13 protein-coding genes are annotated in these 19,914 nt (G+C 52.8%); 11 read left to right on the forward strand and 2 right to left on the reverse strand.

Annotated elements, in window-relative coordinates; genetic code table 11:
- Window positions 1-17: 17 nt before the first annotated feature.
- The 9 genes from IPG22_01010 (at window position 18) to IPG22_01050 (ending at window position 14,447) form a co-directional block, all read left to right on the forward strand.
- Entirely contained in the window at window positions 18-692 is a 675-nt protein-coding gene (locus IPG22_01010; GenBank protein ID MBK6586891.1) for an HAD-IB family hydrolase, read from the forward strand.
- 92 nt (window positions 693-784) lie between these two features.
- Complete coding sequence (locus tag IPG22_01015; GenBank protein MBK6586892.1) at window positions 785-2,032, forward strand: hypothetical protein; 1,248 nt, start codon at window positions 785-787, stop codon at window positions 2,030-2,032.
- Window positions 1,975-2,235, forward strand: coding sequence for a restriction endonuclease (locus IPG22_01020; protein ID MBK6586893.1), 261 nt, complete (start codon window positions 1,975-1,977; stop codon window positions 2,233-2,235). Before IPG22_01015 ends, IPG22_01020 begins: the two co-directional genes overlap by 58 nt.
- A gap of 2 nt (window positions 2,236-2,237) precedes the next feature.
- The gene (locus IPG22_01025; GenBank protein MBK6586894.1) at window positions 2,238-3,839 is read left to right on the forward strand and encodes a DUF2088 domain-containing protein; all 1,602 of its coding nucleotides are present in this window, start codon (window positions 2,238-2,240) and stop codon (window positions 3,837-3,839) included.
- A gap of 9 nt (window positions 3,840-3,848) precedes the next feature.
- The gene (locus IPG22_01030; GenBank protein MBK6586895.1) at window positions 3,849-4,376 is read left to right on the forward strand and encodes a hypothetical protein; all 528 of its coding nucleotides are present in this window, start codon (window positions 3,849-3,851) and stop codon (window positions 4,374-4,376) included.
- 71 nt (window positions 4,377-4,447) lie between these two features.
- On the forward strand, window positions 4,448-8,899 hold the full coding sequence (locus IPG22_01035; GenBank protein MBK6586896.1) for an AMP-binding protein: 4,452 nt from the start codon (window positions 4,448-4,450) through the stop codon (window positions 8,897-8,899).
- 120 nt (window positions 8,900-9,019) lie between these two features.
- Window positions 9,020-11,824 (forward strand): insulinase family protein, encoded by a 2,805-nt coding sequence (locus IPG22_01040; GenBank protein ID MBK6586897.1) that lies wholly within the window; start codon window positions 9,020-9,022, stop codon window positions 11,822-11,824.
- A 131-nt stretch (window positions 11,825-11,955) separates the two neighbouring features.
- Window positions 11,956-13,326 (forward strand): glycoside hydrolase family 47 protein, encoded by a 1,371-nt coding sequence (locus IPG22_01045; GenBank protein ID MBK6586898.1) that lies wholly within the window; start codon window positions 11,956-11,958, stop codon window positions 13,324-13,326.
- 89 nt (window positions 13,327-13,415) lie between these two features.
- Window positions 13,416-14,447 carry an NAD-dependent epimerase/dehydratase family protein gene (locus IPG22_01050; GenBank protein ID MBK6586899.1) on the forward strand — a complete coding sequence of 344 codons (1,032 nt, stop codon included), beginning with the start codon at window positions 13,416-13,418 and terminating at the stop codon, window positions 14,445-14,447.
- 30 nt (window positions 14,448-14,477) lie between these two features.
- On the opposite strand, the gene IPG22_01055 is transcribed toward IPG22_01050, so the two are convergent.
- Together IPG22_01055 and IPG22_01060 are read right to left on the reverse strand one after the other, a co-directional pair.
- A complete protein-coding gene (locus IPG22_01055) occupies window positions 14,478-14,894 on the reverse strand; it encodes a hypothetical protein (protein MBK6586900.1) in 417 nt (138 codons plus the stop codon).
- Entirely contained in the window at window positions 14,891-16,207 is a 1,317-nt protein-coding gene (locus tag IPG22_01060; protein ID MBK6586901.1) for an amino acid permease, read from the reverse strand. Before IPG22_01060 ends, IPG22_01055 begins: the two co-directional genes overlap by 4 nt.
- A gap of 155 nt (window positions 16,208-16,362) precedes the next feature.
- Here IPG22_01060 and IPG22_01065 point away from each other — a divergent pair, with 155 nt between their 5' ends.
- Window positions 16,363-17,346, forward strand: coding sequence for a serine hydrolase (locus IPG22_01065; protein MBK6586902.1), 984 nt, complete (start codon window positions 16,363-16,365; stop codon window positions 17,344-17,346).
- Between the two features lie 44 nt (window positions 17,347-17,390).
- On the forward strand, window positions 17,391-19,871 hold the full coding sequence (locus IPG22_01070) for a S9 family peptidase (GenBank protein MBK6586903.1): 2,481 nt from the start codon (window positions 17,391-17,393) through the stop codon (window positions 19,869-19,871).
- The last annotated feature ends 43 nt before the right edge of the window (window positions 19,872-19,914 follow it).

The raw sequence follows: 19,914 nt of genomic DNA on the forward strand, positions 1-19,914 counted from the left end.
CATAGCACAAAGCCGGAATGAATAAAAACGGACAGCCAGCCGCGTTCTACGACCTCGAGGGCACGCTGGTCAGCACAAATCTCGTACACACGCTCGCCTTTTACGCCAAACGCCAACAGGGCCTGTGGCAAACCGCCAAGAAATCGGTCGGCACGCTCGCCAAACTGCCGTTTTTCGGCATCACCGATCTGTATTCGCGAAACGTTTTTAACGAGGTATTTTTCCGCAGCTACGAAGGCTTTTCGCAGGATCGTCTGCGTTACTTTTCGACCGAGCTCTTTGAGGAAGTTCTGAAACCAGCCGTTTTTCCCGGCACATACGATCTGATCAAATCCGGCAAGAAGAACGGCCAAAGGCAGGTCGTGCTGACCGGAGCTCTCGATTTCACGATCGCCAAATTGATGGACCATCTCGGCATTGATGATTACGTCGCCAACCGCCTCGAATTCGTCAACGGCTACGCCACCGGCCGGGTCTTGCCGCCGGTAATGGCATCAGCCACAAAAGCCCAATGGATCCGCGAATACGCCGAACGTGAAAACATTAACCTCTCCGGCAGCTACGCATATTCCGACTCGATCTCGGATCTTCCGATGCTCTCGATCGTCGGGCATCCCGTGGCGGTTTGTCCGGACTTTCGTTTGAAACAGACGGCATTGCAGCACGATTGGGCGGTTTTGGATTTGAAGTAGACATCCAGATTTTTTAAGCGGAAGTTTGGCCTAATTTCGGGGATTATTCTTTTGGGGCCACTAATTACCTGCTAGTTTTCACTTTTAGAAATATGAGTTATCAGGATGACGCCGATGAAAGGCTGAGGCAGCGAATTCTAGAACAGATTCGGAGCGATAATGCACGAGATTTTGATGGAATGGTAAAGAGCTACCTTAAGCTTTTCAGGAACGAGCCGACATATTCGCCAGCATTTCAGAATTTTCTGGCGATATTAAATGCAAAAGGGCTTTATGACGAGAACAAAATTGACGATTTGCGATATACGATTAGAGTTCAACAGCTCGTTGCGTCGGACATAAGAGAGATTTCGTTGGATGCAATTCCTGGAATTTCGCCCGCCAGCGTACCCTATCAGCCCGAATCCAGTCCGGACCCGGAATCTGCAATTGCCCGCTACATTAAAGAAAATTCGGATAGCGTTTCCTTGGGATTAGGCAGGGAAGATTGTGACGATCTCCCCGGTCGAAAAGATCCTTTGTTTACGGATGCATTGGAGTGTTGCATAAAGGCAACGAAAGGTTCGACATCGTTGCTTCAACGGCAACTTAGAATAGGGTATGGGAGAGCGGCTTCGATTCTCGATGCATTGGTTCGAGAGGGATTCCTTGGTGATATGGATGGGAACTCACGAGAAAGGCCTGTCCTTATTTCATCGTCTCATAAAGTAGGGATGAAACAGTTGGATTTGCAAGTTTTTCAGGAGGAGGCATCGAGGCTTGCTGCAAGCTCAGAGTTTGATTTTGTAGAGCGATTTGTAAAGAAATTTAAGCGAAAACGAGTCCCCTCCGAGGTGTCAAACCTTCGGAATCTCCTCAAAATGCGTGGTTTCGAATTCCGACCAGAAGAGCTGGGGCTTATTTTGGATTTCGCGAACATCCAGACCCGATTTCAAGAAGCTAAAAATCGTATTTTGGACCAAAAGCCGTTTGGTGCTATCGAAACTATAAAAGCTTATTTAAATTTGTATCCCCCAGACGACGTAGAGCTCCTTCAAGTATTAAGAGAGATACTTGAGGAAAAGAAGCTGTTCAAATTGTTTGACAATAGTTTGGAGAAGCTCATCGATAAGGTTCAAAAAATTCAAGAGGAACTCGAATTGGAAAAGTTTGAGCGACGTCTTCTCAGTGATGACAATGCGATTATCTCCTTGGAGGATATCGACGATTTTACGGGCTACGAGTTTGAAGAGTTCTGTCTGAGTTGTTTACCAGAATGGGATATGCGGTTGAACAAACAAAATTGTCAGGCGACCAGGGGGCCGATGTTGTCGTCGTCAAGTTCGCAGAAAAAACGGTGATTCAAGCGAAAAGGTTTACAGGTAATGTCGGGAACTTTGCAGTTCAGGAGATAATGGCCGCAATAAGCATGTATCAGGCGCAGAAAGGCATGGTTATCACGAATAGCTACTTTACGCCCTCTGCACGGGATTTAGCGAATGTGAACAATATTGAGCTTGTTGATCGAGATGATTTAGACGAGTTAATCATTAAACACTGGTAAATATGGCATTGCAATTAAGACGAAAAACACACGAATCCATCGTTTACATCGACAAAGACTCCGCGCCGCGGATCATGCCGTTTGGTGAGGATTTTATATTGAACGACATCCCGGTCGGGACGCGGGTTATTTATCCGAATCCGCCGATCAAGGGACTGCCTAATCGCGAGGCGGCTATTCGCTATGCGGTGAATCATCCGATCGAGATGGAGCCGCTCTATGCTTTGCTCGAGCCGGGGATGCGGGTGACGATCGCGATGGACGACATTTCATTGCCGCTGCCGCCGATGCAGACGCCTGATCTGCGGCAGACGATGCTTGAGGTGGTGCTGGATATGTGCGGGGCGAATGGTGTCGATGACGTGCATCTGATCATCGCAAATTCGCTTCACCGCAAGATGACGGCGTGGGAAATGAAGCGGATGGTTGGGGCAGATATCTACAACGAATATTACCCCGACCGTTATTACAATCACGACGCTGAGGACGACGACAACCTCGTCACGCTCGGTGTCACGCGGCACAACGAACCGCTGCGGGTCAACAAACGTGCGATCGAGAGCGACCTGCTCATTTATCTCAACATCAATCTCGTCCCGATGGACGGCGGCCACAAATCGGTCGCGGTCGGGCTGTGCGATTACGAATCTCTGCGTGCACACCACGATCCGCAGACGATCCGCGACTCGGATTCGTACATGGATCCGCCAAAATCGGTGCTTAACCACAAGGTCATTCGCCTCGGGAAACTCGTCGATGAGCAATGTAAGGTCTTTCACATCGAGACGGCGATCAACAACAAGATGTTTCCCGAGGGCTACGACATCCTGACGCGGAACGAGGACGAATTCAGTTTTGCCGACCGCATGAAATGGGAGGTGATGGCCAACACTTTTTCGAGAATGCCCCGTGCTGTAAGGCGTAAAATGCTCCACGCGATCCCGGCTCAGTATGAGCTGATCGCGTGTTATGCAGGCAAGACCGAGCCGGTGCACGAAAAGATCCTCGAAAAGAATTACCAACAGTACGAGATACCGGTCAAAGGGCAGTGCGACATCCTGATCTCGGGCATCCCCGACATTTCGCCCTACAACGTGTATTCTGCTCTCAATCCGCTGCTGGTGCAGGTGATGGCGCTGGGGTATCACTTTAATATGTACCGGAACAAGCCTTTGCTCAGGAAAGGCGGCGTGATGATCATTACGCATCCGTGTTTTGATGAGTTTGATCACAATTTTCATCCGGCGTATATCGAGTTTTTTCATCGTTTGCTGCCGGAATCGCGTGATGCATTCTATCTTCGCGAAAAATACGAGCGCGAATTCGCCACCAACCCGGCATACATCGAGATGTACCGCCGCGGCAACGCCTACCACGGAGCTCATCCATTCTTTATGTGGTACTGGGGCGAAAATGGCCGCCAGCACATCGGCCACGTCATCGTCGCCGGTGCCGAAAACGCCCACGTCCCCGAAATGCTCGGCTGGGAACGTGCCGACAACCTAACCGAAGCCATCGCCATGGCCCGCAGCTACATGGGCCGCTCGGCTGAGATCACCATGCTGCATCAGCCGATAATTGGGCTGTGTAACGTTTCGGACTAAAAGTTTTTTATGAAGATCTTTTTCGCTGCAATTTTTTCGATGCTGATCGCGGCTTTCGCCGTCTTTGGCCAGAATTCACGCCCGACGATGCCTTTCGTCGATAAAGGTGCATGTCCGTTCGAGTGCTGCACCTATCGCGATTGGACGGTCGATAAACCGACGGCGGTTCGGTCGGCGATGCGAGATAGCTCGTCGGTCGCGTTTCGCCTGAAAAAAGGCGAGCGGGTTCGCGGGCTTACCGGAACTGTCATAACCTCGCAAGCCGGCGAGGTACGCGTTCTTAAACGCACGAAGATCGGCAAATTCACCGCCCGACCGGGTGACACGCTCTACCTCCTAACCTACGTCGGCGAAGGCTTTCACCGCGTTTGGTACAAGGGCAGGATCACCGAAGAAGAAACCTACGACAAAACCATCTTCCGCCAGATCCGCGAGCCAAAAGCCGTCTGGTGGGTAAAAGTCCGCAATTCGAGAGGCCAAATAGGCTGGAGCCGCGAGCCGGATAATTTCGGGAACAAGGATCAGTGCGGGAATTAATCGGAGTGCGGACACTTCTGTCCGCCCGTGAGAACAATTAGACACACGGACGAGAGTGTCTGTGGTCCGTTATGAAACTATCACCAACAGAAATATTTAAGGGTAAGAAGATATTCTTTATCGGCGGGACGGGCTTTGTGGGGAAGGTTACGTTGTCGATGTTGTTGCATAATTTTCCGGATATCGGGAAGGTCTATGCGACGGTGCGGGCACGGGATGCGGCGGAGTCGAAGATACGGTTTTGGACGTCAATCGTTACGTCGCCGACGTTCGATCCGCTTCGTGAGAAGTACGGTGACGGGTTTGAGGATTTTATTAAGTCTAAAGTCGTGCCGGTAAATGGTGATGTCGGTAACGAGTATCTCGGGCTCGAAGAGAAAGATGCGCGGAAGATCATGCGGGACACGGACGTCATTATAAATGGTGCCGGAAACGTGACGTTCAATCCGCCGCTTGAGTCGGCTTTGCGGACGAATATCAATGGCTCGAACAATATCATCAAGATGGCCCGGATGATGAAAAAGCCGCGTCTTGTGCATGTTTCGACGTGTTTTGTGGCGGGCAAACGGTCAGGGCCGATCTGGGAGAATGAGCCGGTTGTTGGGTATTTTCCGCGAAAGGATGAACTCGTCGGTACCAAATTCGACGTTCACAGAGAGATCGAGGACTGCGCACGTCTCTCCGAACAGGCCCGGCAGGAAGCTGACGACGCGGTGCAGCACGCGAAATTTCGCGAGCAGGCGCGCAATCGGTTTATTGAGGAAGGCCGCGATCCTGATGACGAAGCGGAGCTGAAATCGGCGATCTTTCGCGAACGCAAGATGTGGATCCGAGAGCGGACGACGGAGCTTGGTTCGGAGCGTGCCGAGTATTGGGGCTGGACGAATATCTATACGTATTCCAAGTCGCTCGCCGAGCAGATCATTGCTTCGCAGGACGATATTTTGAAAACGCTCGTGCGGCCCTCGATCGTAGAGTCTTCGCAATCATATCCGTTTCCGGGCTGGAACGAGGGCTTTACGACGACGGCTCCGCTGATCCTGATCGCGCTTCGCGGGCAGCCGATCATTCCGGTTAATGAGAAACTCATCCTGGATATAATTCCCGTGGACATGGTTTCGGGTGCGATCCTGGCGGCGGCGATGAATGTGCTGGTCGACCCAAATCCGCCGCTGGTGTTTCAGGCTTCGTCGGGCGATTCGAACCCGAACGACATGAAACGCATCGTCGGGCTCGTAGGTCTCTATAAACGTCAGCACTTCGAGGAAAAAGAGACCGGCAACAAACTCGCTAACAAGCTCGCCGGAATGGTCGAGGCGATCCCAGTCAAAAATCGCACCTATCAGCTTACATCCGCGCCGATGCTCAACAAGTTGGCAAAGCGTGCCGACACGCTGCTCGACAAGGCCAGCCCGCGTTGGGGCGGCGGGCGGATCGGGAATATCATTTCGGACGTGCGCAAGTCGGTCGAGTCGTTCGAGGCGGCGACGAAGGAGACGATGGACGCGTTTGCGATGTTCAAACCGTTCATGATCGACAACGAGTACTTGTACCGATCGGACAATGTTCGTGCGTTGCAATCGGTCATTCGTGAGAAGGAAAAAGCTCTTTTACCGTGGTATCCGGAAAAGCTCGATTGGTACGATTACTGGCTCAACGTTCATTTCCCCGGAATGCGAAAATGGGTGCTCCCGACGCTTGAGGAAGAGCTGAAGGCGGTCGAAAAGCGTTCTTATACGTATAAAGATCTGCTCGATCTGTTCGACACGTCGGTCAAGCGTTTCCCTACGCGCGTCGCGATGCGAATCGAGCGCGATGGCCGCAAGGAGCAATACACGTACGACGATGTCCGCGAACTGACCTATCGAGCCGCAGGATTCTTCGCGAAAAACGGCATTCAGAGTAACAACCGAGTTATTTTGTTCTCGAACAACATGCCGGAATGGGGAATGACGTATTTCGGCATTTTGAAAGCAGGTGCGACTGCGATACCGATCGATCCGGCTTCGACGGTGGATGAGATCATCGCGTTTGCTAAGGCGGGTGAGGCTTCGGCGGTGGTGATTTCGCCGAAGTTGGCAGGTGAGAATCCTGAGTTGAAGGAGAAGCTTGAGGTGGCTTTTGCAGTGGCGGCAAAAGGCGAGCAGGATGCTCGCCCTCCAGTCGTTTGGACTTTTGATGAGGTATTTGAGATCCAATCGGAGACGGAAGAGGCGAAGCGGAATGCTTTGTTGCCCGTGAAAGTTCCGTCAAATGCGATCGCTTCGCTGATCTTTACTTCGGGTACGACGGGCACGCCGAAAGCGGTGATGCTGTCGCACAAGAATTTCGTCAACATGATCTCGATGCTGTCGTCGGTGCTCGATATGGACATCACCGACGGCGTTCTGTCCGTGCTGCCGATGCATCATACGTTCGAGTTTTCGGCTGGATTTCTGACACCGTTCTCGAATGGAACGCAGATCACGTATCTCAACGAACTCACTGCCGAAGACCTCGCCCGAACGATCGAGAATAGTCACGTCACCGGCCTCGTTGGTGTTCCGGCGTTGTGGGAAATGCTGCATCGCCGCATCAAAACGCGGTTGCGTGAAAAAGGCGATTGGATCGCGGACCTTGCGGACAACGTCATCGAGTTCAACTCGTGGATCCGCGATAACACGCCGTTCAACCTCGGCCCGATCGTCTTTTTCCCGATCCATCAGGGAATGGGCGGGAAGATGCGTTACCTTATTTCCGGCGGTTCTGCATTGAGCGAAAAGGTGCAGAAAGACCTCCACGGCCTCGGCTTCACGGTGCTCGAGGGCTACGGTCTGACCGAATCTTCACCGGTTCTCACCGTTGCTCGTCCGGGCAACAAGATGCTCAAGGGCAGTGTCGGCAAACCGCTGCCCGGAGTCGAGGTGAAGATCGATTCGCCGGACGCGAACGGGGTGGGCGAAGTGCTCGCGCGTGGCCAGAATGTGATGGTCGGCTATTACAACAACGAAAAAGCGACCGACGCCGTGCTGCAGGATCGTTGGCTGAAAACGGGCGATCTTGGAAAGCTGGACGAAGACGGAAATTTATTCATTGTTGGACGATCAAAGGACGTCATTATCGATTCGAACGGAAAGAATATTTATCCCGACGAGATCGAAGATCATTACGGTAAATCACCTTTTATCAAAGAGTTAAGCGTTGTTGGCCTGGCAGATCAGGATGGCGGTGAAAAGATCGCGTGCCTGGTGGTTCCAGATTATGAACACGATATTGCATTGACGCGAACCGAAGTTAACAAGCAGATCGAGACGCATTTTCGAGAGGTTTCGGCGGGGCTCGCGTTCTTCAAACGCGTCAAGGTTCTGCACATCACGCCATTCGAACTGCCGCGCACGGCAACCCGTAAGGTAAAGCGTCCGATGGTCGTCGAGATGCTTCAGACGCTTGAGGAGCGTTCGAGATCTAAAACCAAAACACAGGTAGATGCCAAGGGTGACGACAACATGCTCTGGATCCGCAAGATCGTTGCCAGCGTCTCGAACCGCCCGCTTTCCGACATCGCGGTCGAGGATAAACTGGCCGATCTCGGCTTTGATTCGTTGATGTTCGTTGAGCTTCAGGCTGCCGTTGAGGATGCGGGCGGGCGAATTCCATCGCCGGATACGCTGAACGAAGTTCAGACCGTTCGCGAACTTCTGACGGCGGTTCAGCGGCTCGATAAATCAAAGAAACTTGTCGATGAGCCTAGGGTCGAAGAGAAAAAAGAGGAAGAAGAGATCTTCATCCCGTCGATCATTCGCCGGATCGGCAATGCGGCCGTCGATTTTGCTCAGGACACGCTCTATGATGGCGTTCTAAAAACGCAGATCGAGGGCGAGGCAAACGTACCGGGCCACGTCAATTTCATCGTCGCACCAAATCACACATCTCACATCGATACTGGCTTGGTGAAAAAGGCTCTCGGCAAAGAAACTGCGGAGCAAACCGTCGCGGTTGCGGCAGCCGACTATTGGTTCGACACAAAATATAAACGGGCGTATATGAACAATTTCACTACGCTCGTTCCCATCGAACGTACGGGAAGTTTGCGGCAATCGCTCCGTCATGTAACGCAGATCCTCAACGAAGGCTACAACGCCCTCATCTTCCCCGAGGGCGGCCGGCAGGAATCGGGCCAGATCGCTGAGTTCAAACCGATCATCGGCTACCTCGCCCTCAACCAAAAGATCGGAATTCTGCCGATCTACATCTGGGGCACGTACGAGGCATTTCCGAAGGGAATGATAATCCCAAAGAGCAGCAGTATCGGTGCTAAGGTCGGCGCAAAGGTCGGCAAATTCCTCGATTACGACGAACTCCGCAAAATGACCGAAAGCGTCCCAAACACCGAAGCCTACCGTCTCATCGCCGCTCGCGTCCAGCACGAAGTCGAAAATCTGCGTGACGGCAAGCGGGATAAATTCGATGTTGATGCGATCAGAAAGGTGTGGAAAGCGGAACGTCGGAAATCACGGAAAATTGAGGCTGTGATCGAGGATTAAGCTGGAATATTCTCCGGAAAAAGAAGTGTCAGAAACGAATCTGCTACGGTAAACCTTCGAAAATAGCTTTGCGTATTAATTAGATTTTGGCAGTACCGCCGAACTAGAATTAAATTAATTATGAAATTTACGAATGCCTGTCTTATTTTCCTTTGCATTTTGTTCTCAGTCTTTTCCGCTTCAGGTCAGGCCCTCAGGCTCGAGTATGAGAAGTTCAAGCTTCCGAATGGCCTTGAGGTTGTGTTTCATGTCGATCGGAGCGATCCGGTCGTGGCGGTGAACCTAACGGCTCATGTCGGGTCGGCCCGTGAAAAGCCCGGTCGGACCGGGTTTGCTCATTTGTTTGAGCATCTTCTGTTTCTCGAGTCTGAAAACCTTGGCAAAGGCGGGCTTGATAAGCTGACGGCGCGGATCGGCGGTTCCGGTGCGAACGGATCGACCAGTACGGACCGAACGAATTATCTGCAGACCGTTCCGAATGACGCGCTAGAGAAAATGCTGTGGGCTGAGGCTGACAAGCTCGGCTGGTTCATCAATACTGTGACCGATCCGGTCCTCGCAAAGGAAAAGCAGGTTGTTAAAAACGAGAAGCGGCAAAGCTACGACAATGCTCCTTATGGCCACACGAGCTATGTGATCGATAAGGCGGCCTGTCCTGAGGATCATCCATACAACTGGCAGGTGATCGGCTCGCTCGAAGATCTTCAGAATGCGACGCTTGACGACGTCAAGGAGTTTTACCGCCGCTGGTACGTGCCGAACAATGTGACTCTAGTAGTCGCGGGCGATTTTGACACAGTGCAGGCGAAAAAATGGGTCGAGAAGTATTTCGGCGAGATCAAGCGTGGGCCTGAGATCCCGCCGCTCACGAAACGCCCGTGCGTTGTCAAAGAGAATGTCCGGCTCTATCACGAGGACAATTTCGCTCAGTTGCCTGAGTTGAACTACGCCTGGACCGCAGTCGAACTGCTCCATCCTGATTCTTACGCTCTCGATGTTCTTGCAGCGTATCTCACCGAGGGCAAGAAGGCTCCGTTTTACAAGGTTTTGGTCGAAGAGAAGAAGCTGACGTCTGACGTCAATATGTCCAATGAGAACGCTGAACTCGCCGGTAAAGTGCAGCTGCAGGTCAGGGCTTTTGAAGGCAAAGACCTCGATGAGGTCGCCGGTGCCGTAGCCGAGGCGTTCGCGCGATTTGAGAAAGAGGGTATTTCTGAAGCAGACATCAACCGAATTAAAGCAGGACAGGAACGTCGGTTTTACAATGCCGTCGCAAGCGTTCTGGGCAAGTCGGCCCAGCTTGCCCAGTGTAACTATCTCGCCAACGACCCCGGTTGTGCAGAAAAAGAGATCCAAAGGATCCTAAGTGTGACGCCGGCCGATGTGATGCGTGTTTACAACAAGTATATCAAGGGACAGAAATTTGCTGCCACGAGCTTTGTTCCCAAGGGCAAGGTCGCTCTCGCTCTGGAAAATTCGAAAAAGGCCGAGGTCGTTGAGGAAAAGATCGTCACTGGTGCCGAAGACCCGGTCGATCCGAATGTCGAGGCTAAATACGAGCGAACTCCGTCTTCATTTGACCGCAGCGTCGAACCTCCTTACGGTTCGCCATCGCAGGTGAAGGTGCCGGCGGTTTGGGAAGACAAGCTGTCGAACGGAATGCGGGTTTACGGCATTCAGAATACCGAGGTTCCGCTCGTTCAGTTTGAGATCGTGGTCGATGGCGGGCTGCTTCTCGATGATATCAACAAGGTCGGCGTTGCCAATCTGATGGCCCGAATGATGACCCAGGGAACCGCGAAAAAGACCCCGCAGGAACTCGAAGAAGCGATTCACCAGCTTGGTGCCTCGATAAACGTCAGTGCCGGAACGGAAGATATCCGGATCGGTGTAAACACGCTCGCAAAGAATTACGATGCGACGCTCGCTCTCGTCGAAGAGATCCTGCTCGAACCGCGTTGGGATGCCAAGGAATTTGACCTGCTCAAACAAAGTACGCTCAGCCAGATCCGTCAGCAGTCGGCGAACCCGAATGCGATCGCCCAGATCGCGTTCAATACGCTCATCTATGGCAAAGATAACATTCGCTCACGCAGCATTCTCGGCAACGCCGGATCCGTCGGAGCGATAACGCTCAATGACGTGAAGGCGTTTTATTCGAAGAACATCTCGCCGTCAGTCGCTCGAGTTCACATCGTCGGAGCGATCGACAAAGCCAAAGTAGTGAGCTCGTTCAAGAACATCAACAGCCGATGGGCGGCGAAAAACGTCCAGATCCCTGTCTATGAGACACCGGCTGCGCCGGCTAAATCGCAGGTTTATTTTTACGACGTTCCGGATGCAAAACAGTCCGTTCTCAGGTTCGGCTATCCGGCTCTTGCCGCGACCGACGCGGATTTTTATCCGGCAAACGTCATGAACTACATCCTCGGCGGCGGCGGTTTCGCGTCGCAGTTGACGCAGCAGCTGCGTGAAGGGAAAGGCTACACCTACGGTATCGATTCGGCATTCTCGGGAACAAAGAGTCCGGGAGCGTTTGTGATCGCGGGCGGCGTGCGAACCAACGTCACGCTCGAATCAGCTCAACTCGTCAAAAGTATTCTGCAGGACTTCGGCAAAAACTATAACGATAACGATCTGGAAACCACGAAAGGCTTTCTGATCAAGAGCAACGCCCGGGCCTTCGAAACAGCCGGTGCTAAGCTCAATATACTCGAAAATATCAGCAAATACGGCTGGAAATACGATTACGTCAAAGAACGCGAACAGATCGTCAAAGGCATGACGGTAAGTAAGGTCAAAGACCTGTCGGCAAAATATCTCGACTCCGACAAGATGATCTGGCTCGTGGTGGGCGATGCCAAGACACAATTGCCAAGATTGAAAGAACTCGGGTTTGGTGATCCGATCGTTATTAGCAAGTAAATCAGGAAAGTTAACCACATAGGAACACAGTTCACATAGATTTTTCGGCTATGTGTTCGATGTTCCTATGTGGTTTAAAAAGGCTCCTAGACAGTTATAGTTTTTGAGGCGAGTGCGGTTAATATTTTCGTATGCACAACATTCTGCGAAAACAGTTTCGGTTGATCGTTCTTTCACTATCTGCGGCAGCAATATTGCTGTCATCAGCGAATGCTCAGACCGTAGATCGTAAAGCAATGGCTGAAAATGTTAAGGCTGAATTCTTACACGCCTGGAACGGCTACAAGCAATACTGCTGGGGCCACGACGACCTCAAGCCGCTGTCTAAAACCTGTCGTAATTGGTACGGGCAGTCTATATTGATGACGCCGGTCGATGCTCTGGATTCGATGTATTTGCTCGGGTTTAAGAAGGAAGCGGATACAACGCGGGAATACATTACTAAGAATCTGTCGTTCGATAAGGATATTTCGGTACAGAATTTTGAGATCACGATCCGCATTCTCGGCGGCTTGCTGTCGAGCTATCAGATAACGGGCGATAAGAAGCTGTTGGCGTTGGCCGACGATCTCGGAACGCGGCTGCTGCCGGTTTTTGATTCGCCGACCGGGTTGCCGTATAAAAACGTCAATCTAAAGACCGGAAAAACAAGCGGTGTCGTTTCTAACCCAGCCGAGACCGGAACGCTCCTGATCGAATTTGGCACCCTTGCGAAGCTCACCGGCAAGCAGGTCTATTACGACAAAGCAAAACGGGCACTCGTCGAGACCTACAACCGCCGCTCGCCGATCGGCCTGATCGGCACAAATATTAACGTTGAGACGGGCAAATGGACAAATCCTGACAGCCACGTTTCGGCGGAGATCGATTCGTACTACGAGTACCTGCTCAAATGCGCGATCCTTTTCGGCGACAAAGATTGCCAGAAAATGTGGGACGAAGGCATCGCGGCCGTCAATTTGCACCTTCGCGACGAAGTGAACGGCGGATTGTGGTACGGGCATTCGGATATGAATTCCGGCAAGCGGACCGAAACGACGACCGGTGCTCTCGATGCGTTTTTCCCGGGGTTACTAGCGCTTGGCGGCGATCTGAATCGAGCCCGTGCGCTGCAGGATTCGATGTTCAAAATGTGGCAGGTCAACGGCATCGAGCCTGAGGTTTACAACTACAAAACAGGCAAAACCGAATCCGCCGGCTACCCACTGCGGCCCGAGATCGTGGAGTCGACGTACATTCTGCACTATTACACAAAAGACCCGAAATACCTGACAATGGGCAAGCAGATGTTTGAAGATCTCGTCAAATACACAAGGCATGACGTCGCCTACGCCGGGCTGAAAAGCGTCGTGACCAAAGAAAAAACCGACTACATGCACAGCTTCTTGTTTGCCGAGACATTCAAGTATTTTTACCTGCTGTTTGCTCCGGAGAAAACTTTGGATTTTAAGAATATAGTGTTTAATACGGAAGCACATCCGATTAAAAAGACTTGGAAATAGAAGAAAGAGTTAGCTACTGAGGGCACAGAGACAGTGAGCTATTTACGTGAACTCACCCAGCTCTGTGCACTCTGTGGCTAAAAATTCCTATGGCTAAATCGAAAGCGATAACAAAGGCAGAAAAGCGCATCCTCATTACGGGTGGAACGGGATTTTGGGGGACGCATGTCGTGCGGCAGTTCCTCGATGCCGGGGAAAAGAACCTGAAGGTCATGGCGTCGAGCATTCCCGAATGGATGAAGGACGCGGGCGTCAAGGCGGTCGAAGGGTCGGTGGCGAGCCGCGATGACGTCGCGAAAGCGTGCAAGAATGTATCTGCGATCTTTCATCTTGCGGGAAAGGTTTCGCGGGATAATGACGACGCGGCGGCAATGAATAAGGTTCATCTTGAAGGCACGCGTTTATTGTGCGAGGCGGCTCGCGAAGCCGGTGTAGCGACGATGGTCTTGGCTTCGTCGAGCGGGACGATCGCGGTCAGTGAGACGGATCAGGTCGTTGACGAGACGTTTCCGCAGCCGATCGAGATACTGACGCGATGGGCGTATTACGCTTCGAAATACTACCAGGAACGTGCGGCGTTAGAGAATTTTAGTGGCGAGGGCCAGAAGCTCGTGATCATGAATCCGTCGCTGCTGCTCGGGCCAGACGATGAGCGTTTAAGCTCGACAAAGCCGGTGCTTGATTTCCTCGCCCGCAAGATCCCGTACACGCCGAGCGGCGGATTGAATTTTGTCGATGTTCGGGATGCGGCGGCGGCGTTCATCTCGGCGCTTGAGAAAGGAAAACATCAGGAAAAATACCTGCTTGGCGGCGAGAATATGACATTCGAGCAGTTCTTTGGGCGTCTCGAAAGGCTGAGTGGGGTTTCGGCTCCAATGTTTAAAGTGCCGAAAAAACTCGCGATGGCCGGCTCGAGCGTGATCAGTTCGATCTACAAAAATTGGGGCAAACCGTCTCCGGTCGCCCCGAACGAGGTCGAGCAGGCCGAGTATTTCTGGTATTTCGATTCGACGAAGGCAGAAGAAGAACTCGGATTTTCTGCCCGCGACCCACAGGAAACCCTGCAGGATACGATCTCGTATATCCGGGAGAATGTTCTCGGCGGCGGCGTTTTTAAATAGTCTCCGACAAGCGGGACGCTTGCGCTCCAGTCAGTTTTTCCCAAAGAAAAAGAAGAAAAAAATCGCTGCGTGCCGCATATTGACTTTGTTTGCGTAGCCTTTGGCGCGGCGTGAGCTGTCTTCGACGGTGCCGTTTGAATTGACGTAGCCGAGCGTCGAGCGGCTGGAGTTTTCGACCGTGCCGTTGGAGTTGATGTAGCCGAGAGTTCGGCGACTGCTGTCTTCGACCGTGCCGTTGCTGTTTAGGTAGCCGAGCGTTCGGCGGCTTGAGTCTTCGATGGTGCCGTTCGAATTGATGTAACCGAGTGTTGAGCGACTGGAATTTTCGACAGTTCCGTTTCCATTTAGATAGCCGATGGTCCGGCGGCTGCTGTCTTCCAACATCTGGGCAAATGTACTGACGGCCATCACAACCGTCATCGCAAATAAGATCAAAATCCTTTTCATAGATCCTCCGTTTTTGGTTCTGCGTCTGTTTTAGAACGCACGAAAACCTTGGAACCTGCAAAAATTATCAGCCCTATTAATATAGCGACCACGACCGCGATGCCTTCTTTTGCGAAATCAACGTTTGTCAGCAGCCAGATTATTAGTGCGATCGACAGCAAAGCAGCGCCAACGCCGAGCGGTACGGAGAATGGAGCTTGTGGAATATCCTTTCGCCTGCGAAATATTGGCAACGCAAGACAGGTCGTCGCGTAAACGATCAGTCGCGTGATCGTCGCGATCGCGACGGCGGTGAGAAATGATGACTGGATAGTTAGGATCAGGATGACGATCGCTGTCGCGATGATCGCGACATACGGCGTCTTGAATTTTTGATGCGTCTTCTCAAAAACTGCCGGCAGGTCTTTCTGCTCGGACATCGCAAAAAGCATTCTCGTCGAGCTGAGAACGCCAACGTTCAGATTACCAAAGATCGAGATCAACGCCCCAACCGTGATGAACGCTGCGCCAAATCCGCCGAGGAAAACGGTCGAGGCGTCTGCTATTGGGCGTTCGGAAGTTGCCAGACCAGGCAGGGTTCCGATGCTGACGATCTGGACGAAGATGTAAAAAACGGCGACGATCACGATTCCGACGATTAGACCGAAGGGAATGGTTTTTCCCGGCTCTTTAGTTTCGCCCGAGAGCACAACAGAGGCTTCAAAACCGACGAAAGCGTAGATCAGCAGCAGGACGGCACTAGAGAACTTTGTGTAGTCGGGAACGACCTCGAAATTAAAATTTGCGGGCTGAAGGAAGAACATTCCGACGACGGCAAAGACGAGCAGCGGCAATAGTTTACCGATGGTAAAAACATTCGTCATCAACGCCGATTCGCGTATGCCTATTAGGTTTACCGCGGTGATGATAAGAACGACCAAGCTAACGAAGAATATTCGCAGATAGCCCTCGTTCGCGCCGGGAACGAAGAAGCCGAGATAGGTGACGAGCAGGTTGCAGTTCGCGGCGAAGGTCGCCACGCGGACGACCCAATAAAGCCAACCGACCTCAAAACCAACCGCCGAGCCGAACGCTTCGCGGGCGTAAAGATACGGTCCGCCGGTCGTTGAAAAGCGGCTCGCGACCTCGGCGTAGCACAGCACGATGAGCCCAATTATCAATGCACACGCGACAAAAGCCACGAGGCTCCACGAGCCGATTTGAGCAAAGACCTTTGCCGGCAAGCCGAAAATTCCCGCACCGATAACGGTGTTGACGACGATCGCCGTAAAATCAAAACGGCCGAGGCCGCGTACAAGTTTTTCGTCGCTCATATTTTGCAGAAGCCCGCACGTAAGCAGGGGCGATTCCCTTAACGTTGTGTGAATCGCCCTTGCTCACGCGCGGGCTTTCGCACCTTGGTTCCGCCGGGAGATTTCGGCTATACTTTAGAAACCGCTTTCCGTAAAAGATAACACAGGTGAGAAAAATGAGAAGAATCGTTTCGATCTTAGCACTGGTCGGCTGCATAGTCTCGATCGCCGCCGCGCAGGATGGTGGTAAAGCGGTCGAGATCATTAAGCCGAAGGATTATAAAGCTCCGGCGATGACGTCCTCGGCGGACTTGAAGAAGCTTGTCGATGATGCGGCAGGTTCGGTGATGAAAGAGTTTGGAACTCTTAAGGCCGAGGAATTTGCGATCACGCTGATCGACCTGCGGGACGGCAAGAAGTTCAACTGGGCAGAGTATCGCGGCGAAGTTCCGATATATCCCGCGAGCGTCGTCAAGATGTTCTACCTCGCGGCCATTGAACGCCAGCTCGAGGACAAAAAGGTCACGATGACCAAGGAACTCGAACGCGGGCTGCATGACATGATCGTCGATTCGTCGAACGAGGCGACGCAGTACATTCTCGATGTGCTGACCGACACGTCAAGCGGCGCCGAGATGCCGCAGAAGCAATTCGAAGAGTGGCAAAACAAACGAAACCGCGTCAACCGCTGGTTCTCGTCGATGGGCTATACGAATATCAACGTCAATCAGAAAACCTTCTGCGAGGACGCCTACGGCATCGAGCAGCAGTCGCGTAATTACAAGGGTCAGAACCGCAACATGATCACGACCAACGCGACCGCGCGCTTGCTCGCCGAGATCGTGACCGGAAATCTCAACACGCCTGAGCGAACCGCTAGGATGACGAATTTGCTCAAACGCGACCCGTTCTTAAAATCGAGCGACCCTGACAGCCAATCCGTCGGATTCACTGGAAAGCTCCTTATCGACCGCAAGATGACGGACTCGAAACTCTGGTCAAAAGCGGGCTGGACGAGCAAAGCCCGCCATGACGCAGCGTATGTTGAAACCGGCGACGGGCTGAAATTTGTGATCGTTGTGTACACGGAGAATCATGCAAATGAAAAGGAGATCATTCCTGCGATCGCCGGGAAAGTGATCGATGGGATGAGAAAATAAGAAATAGAACGGAGCGGAGCCAGCTAGTTATGAGGAGAATTGAGATGAGAACCAGATGTTTACTATTTGTTTTGATGCTGGTGATGCCGGCAGCTTTCTTTGCCCAAGGCAGCTATATAAAGCCGCCCAAAGAGATAATGGATGTGCTCGATGCTCCGGTGATACCGTCGACTTCGATCTCGCCTACTCGAGACAAGATCGCTTTGCTTGAACCGCTTCGTTATCCGCCGATCTCGGAATTGGCTCAGCCGATGCTGCGTATTGCGGGCCTTCGGATCAATCCGAACACGAACGGCCAGCATCGCCAGCCCTATTCGGTCTCGCTGACGCTCAGGAATGTTGCGGACGGTAAGGAAACAAAAGTAGCCGTTCCGGCCGGGGCTCAATTGATCTCGGCATCGTGGGCGCCTGACGGCAAGCACATCGCGGTCGGTAACGTTACGCCGACCGGCGTCGAGCTGTGGATCGTCGACACGGCGACCGCGAAAGCGACGAAGGTCAACGGTGTGAAGATCAACACCGCATTTGGAGGGTTTGGCTGGGAAGATTCGAAAACGATCTCGGCTCAGCTTGTTCCTTCAAAACGCGCGCCGGCACCGGCATATCAGAATCTGATCCCGAGTGAGCCGAATATCCAGGAAACGTCGGGCCGCGCGAGTGCGATCGCGACGGTCCAGGATCTGCTGAAAACGCCGAACGACGAGCGTTTGTTCGAATATTACTGCACGTCACAGATCGCCCTGATCGACATCGGCGGCAAGGTCCGCGAGATCGGGCCGCCGGCTTTGTACGACAGTGCGAGCTTTTCGCCTGACGGCAAGTACATTCTTGTTTCTCGCATCGAGCGTCCGTTCTCGTACCTGTTCCCGTACAGCCGTTTCCCGAAAAAGGTCGAGATATGGGATTCGACCGGCAAAATGGTCAGCCTCGTCGCCAGCGTTCCGCTGCAGGACAGCGTGCCCTCGGGCGGCGTGCAGACCGGGCCGCGTGGTTACAGTTGGGTTCCGGTCGAACCGGCCACGCTGATGTGGAACGAAGCTCTCGACGGCGGCAACCCGAAAACGAAGGTCGCCTTCCGCGACAAGCTTATGAAATTCTCGGCACCTTTCACCGGCACCGCGACCGAGGTTTTGAAGACCGAGCATCGTGCCCAGGGGCGCCAGTTTGGTGAGAAAGATGGCTTGATGTGGTTCGGCGATTTTAATCGCGACACGGCAACGCGTCGTGCGTTCGTCACCGACTATCGCAATCCCGTGAACGTCAAAAAGATCGTCGACCTTAATGTCAACGACCGCTATAACGACATCGGCAGTCCCGTGATGAAGCAGCTTCCGAACGGAAACAATGTGATCCGGCAGAACGGCGACGAAGTATTTCTGACCGGAACCGGAGCCTCGCCGCAGGGCGACCGTCCGTTTTTCCGCCGCATGAACCTCAAAACCGGCAAGATCGACGAGATCTGGCGTGCCGGAACCGAGGAATACGAGACATTTGCCGGGATGATAGATGACAACGGGATGAGCTTCTTCACCCGAAAGGAATCGATCAGCGAGCCGCCGAATATCTTCCAACGTCAGGCTTGTCCGGCAGGACAGATCTGCACGGCGCTCGCATATAAGCAGATCACCGATTTCAAAGATCCGGCTCCGCAGCTTCGCGGTATCAAGAAGCAATACGTTCAGTACAAACGTGCGGACGGCACGCCGCTCTCATTCACGCTTTATCTGCCGCCCGGCTACAAAGAGGGAACTCGCTTGCCCGCGGTCGTCTGGGCATATCCGGAGAGTTTTACGGACGGTTCGCTTGCCGGACAGGTTTCGGGTTCGACAAACCGGTTTACGCAGATCGGCGGCATTTCACACTTGTTCTTGCTGCTTCAAGGCTATGCGGTGCTCGACAATGTCTCGATGCCGATCGTCGGTACTCCCGAGACAAAGAACGATACATTCGTCAAACAGATCGTCGATTCGGCAAAGGCTGCGATCGATAAAGCGGTCGAAATGGGCGTCGTTGACCGCGATCGTATCGGCGTTGGCGGACACAGCTATGGAGCGTTCATGACCGCGAATCTGCTCGCCCATTCCGACCTTTTCCGGGCAGGGATCGCACGCAGCGGCGCGTACAATCGAACATTGACGCCGTTCGGCTTTCAGGATGAAACTCGCAACTTCTGGGAAGCGACCAAGATCTATGAGGACGTTTCACCATTCTACTTCGCCAACAAGATCAACGAGCCGATCCTCATGATCCACGGCGAAGCCGACAACAACCAGGGCACATTCCCGATCCAATCCGAACGCCTCTTTGCCGCGATCAGCGGTCTCGGCGGTACGGCGAGATTGGTAATGCTCCCACTTGAATCCCACGGCTACGCGGCGAAGGAATCTACGGAACACACGTTATACGAGATGGTCCAGTGGATGGATAAGTATGTGAAGAATGCTAGACCGCGTAGTGCTGCGAGTTCTACCAGCAAACTGGAAACGCAGGATGATCGGGTGATCACGCCGATGTATTTGCCTTAGCTGGATGTCATCGGACGTTAGAAGGCTGTCTGAAAAGGCAGCC

The sequence above is a fragment of the Acidobacteriota bacterium genome (genome assembly GCA_016703965.1).
GTDB lineage: Bacteria > Acidobacteriota > Blastocatellia > Pyrinomonadales > Pyrinomonadaceae > OLB17.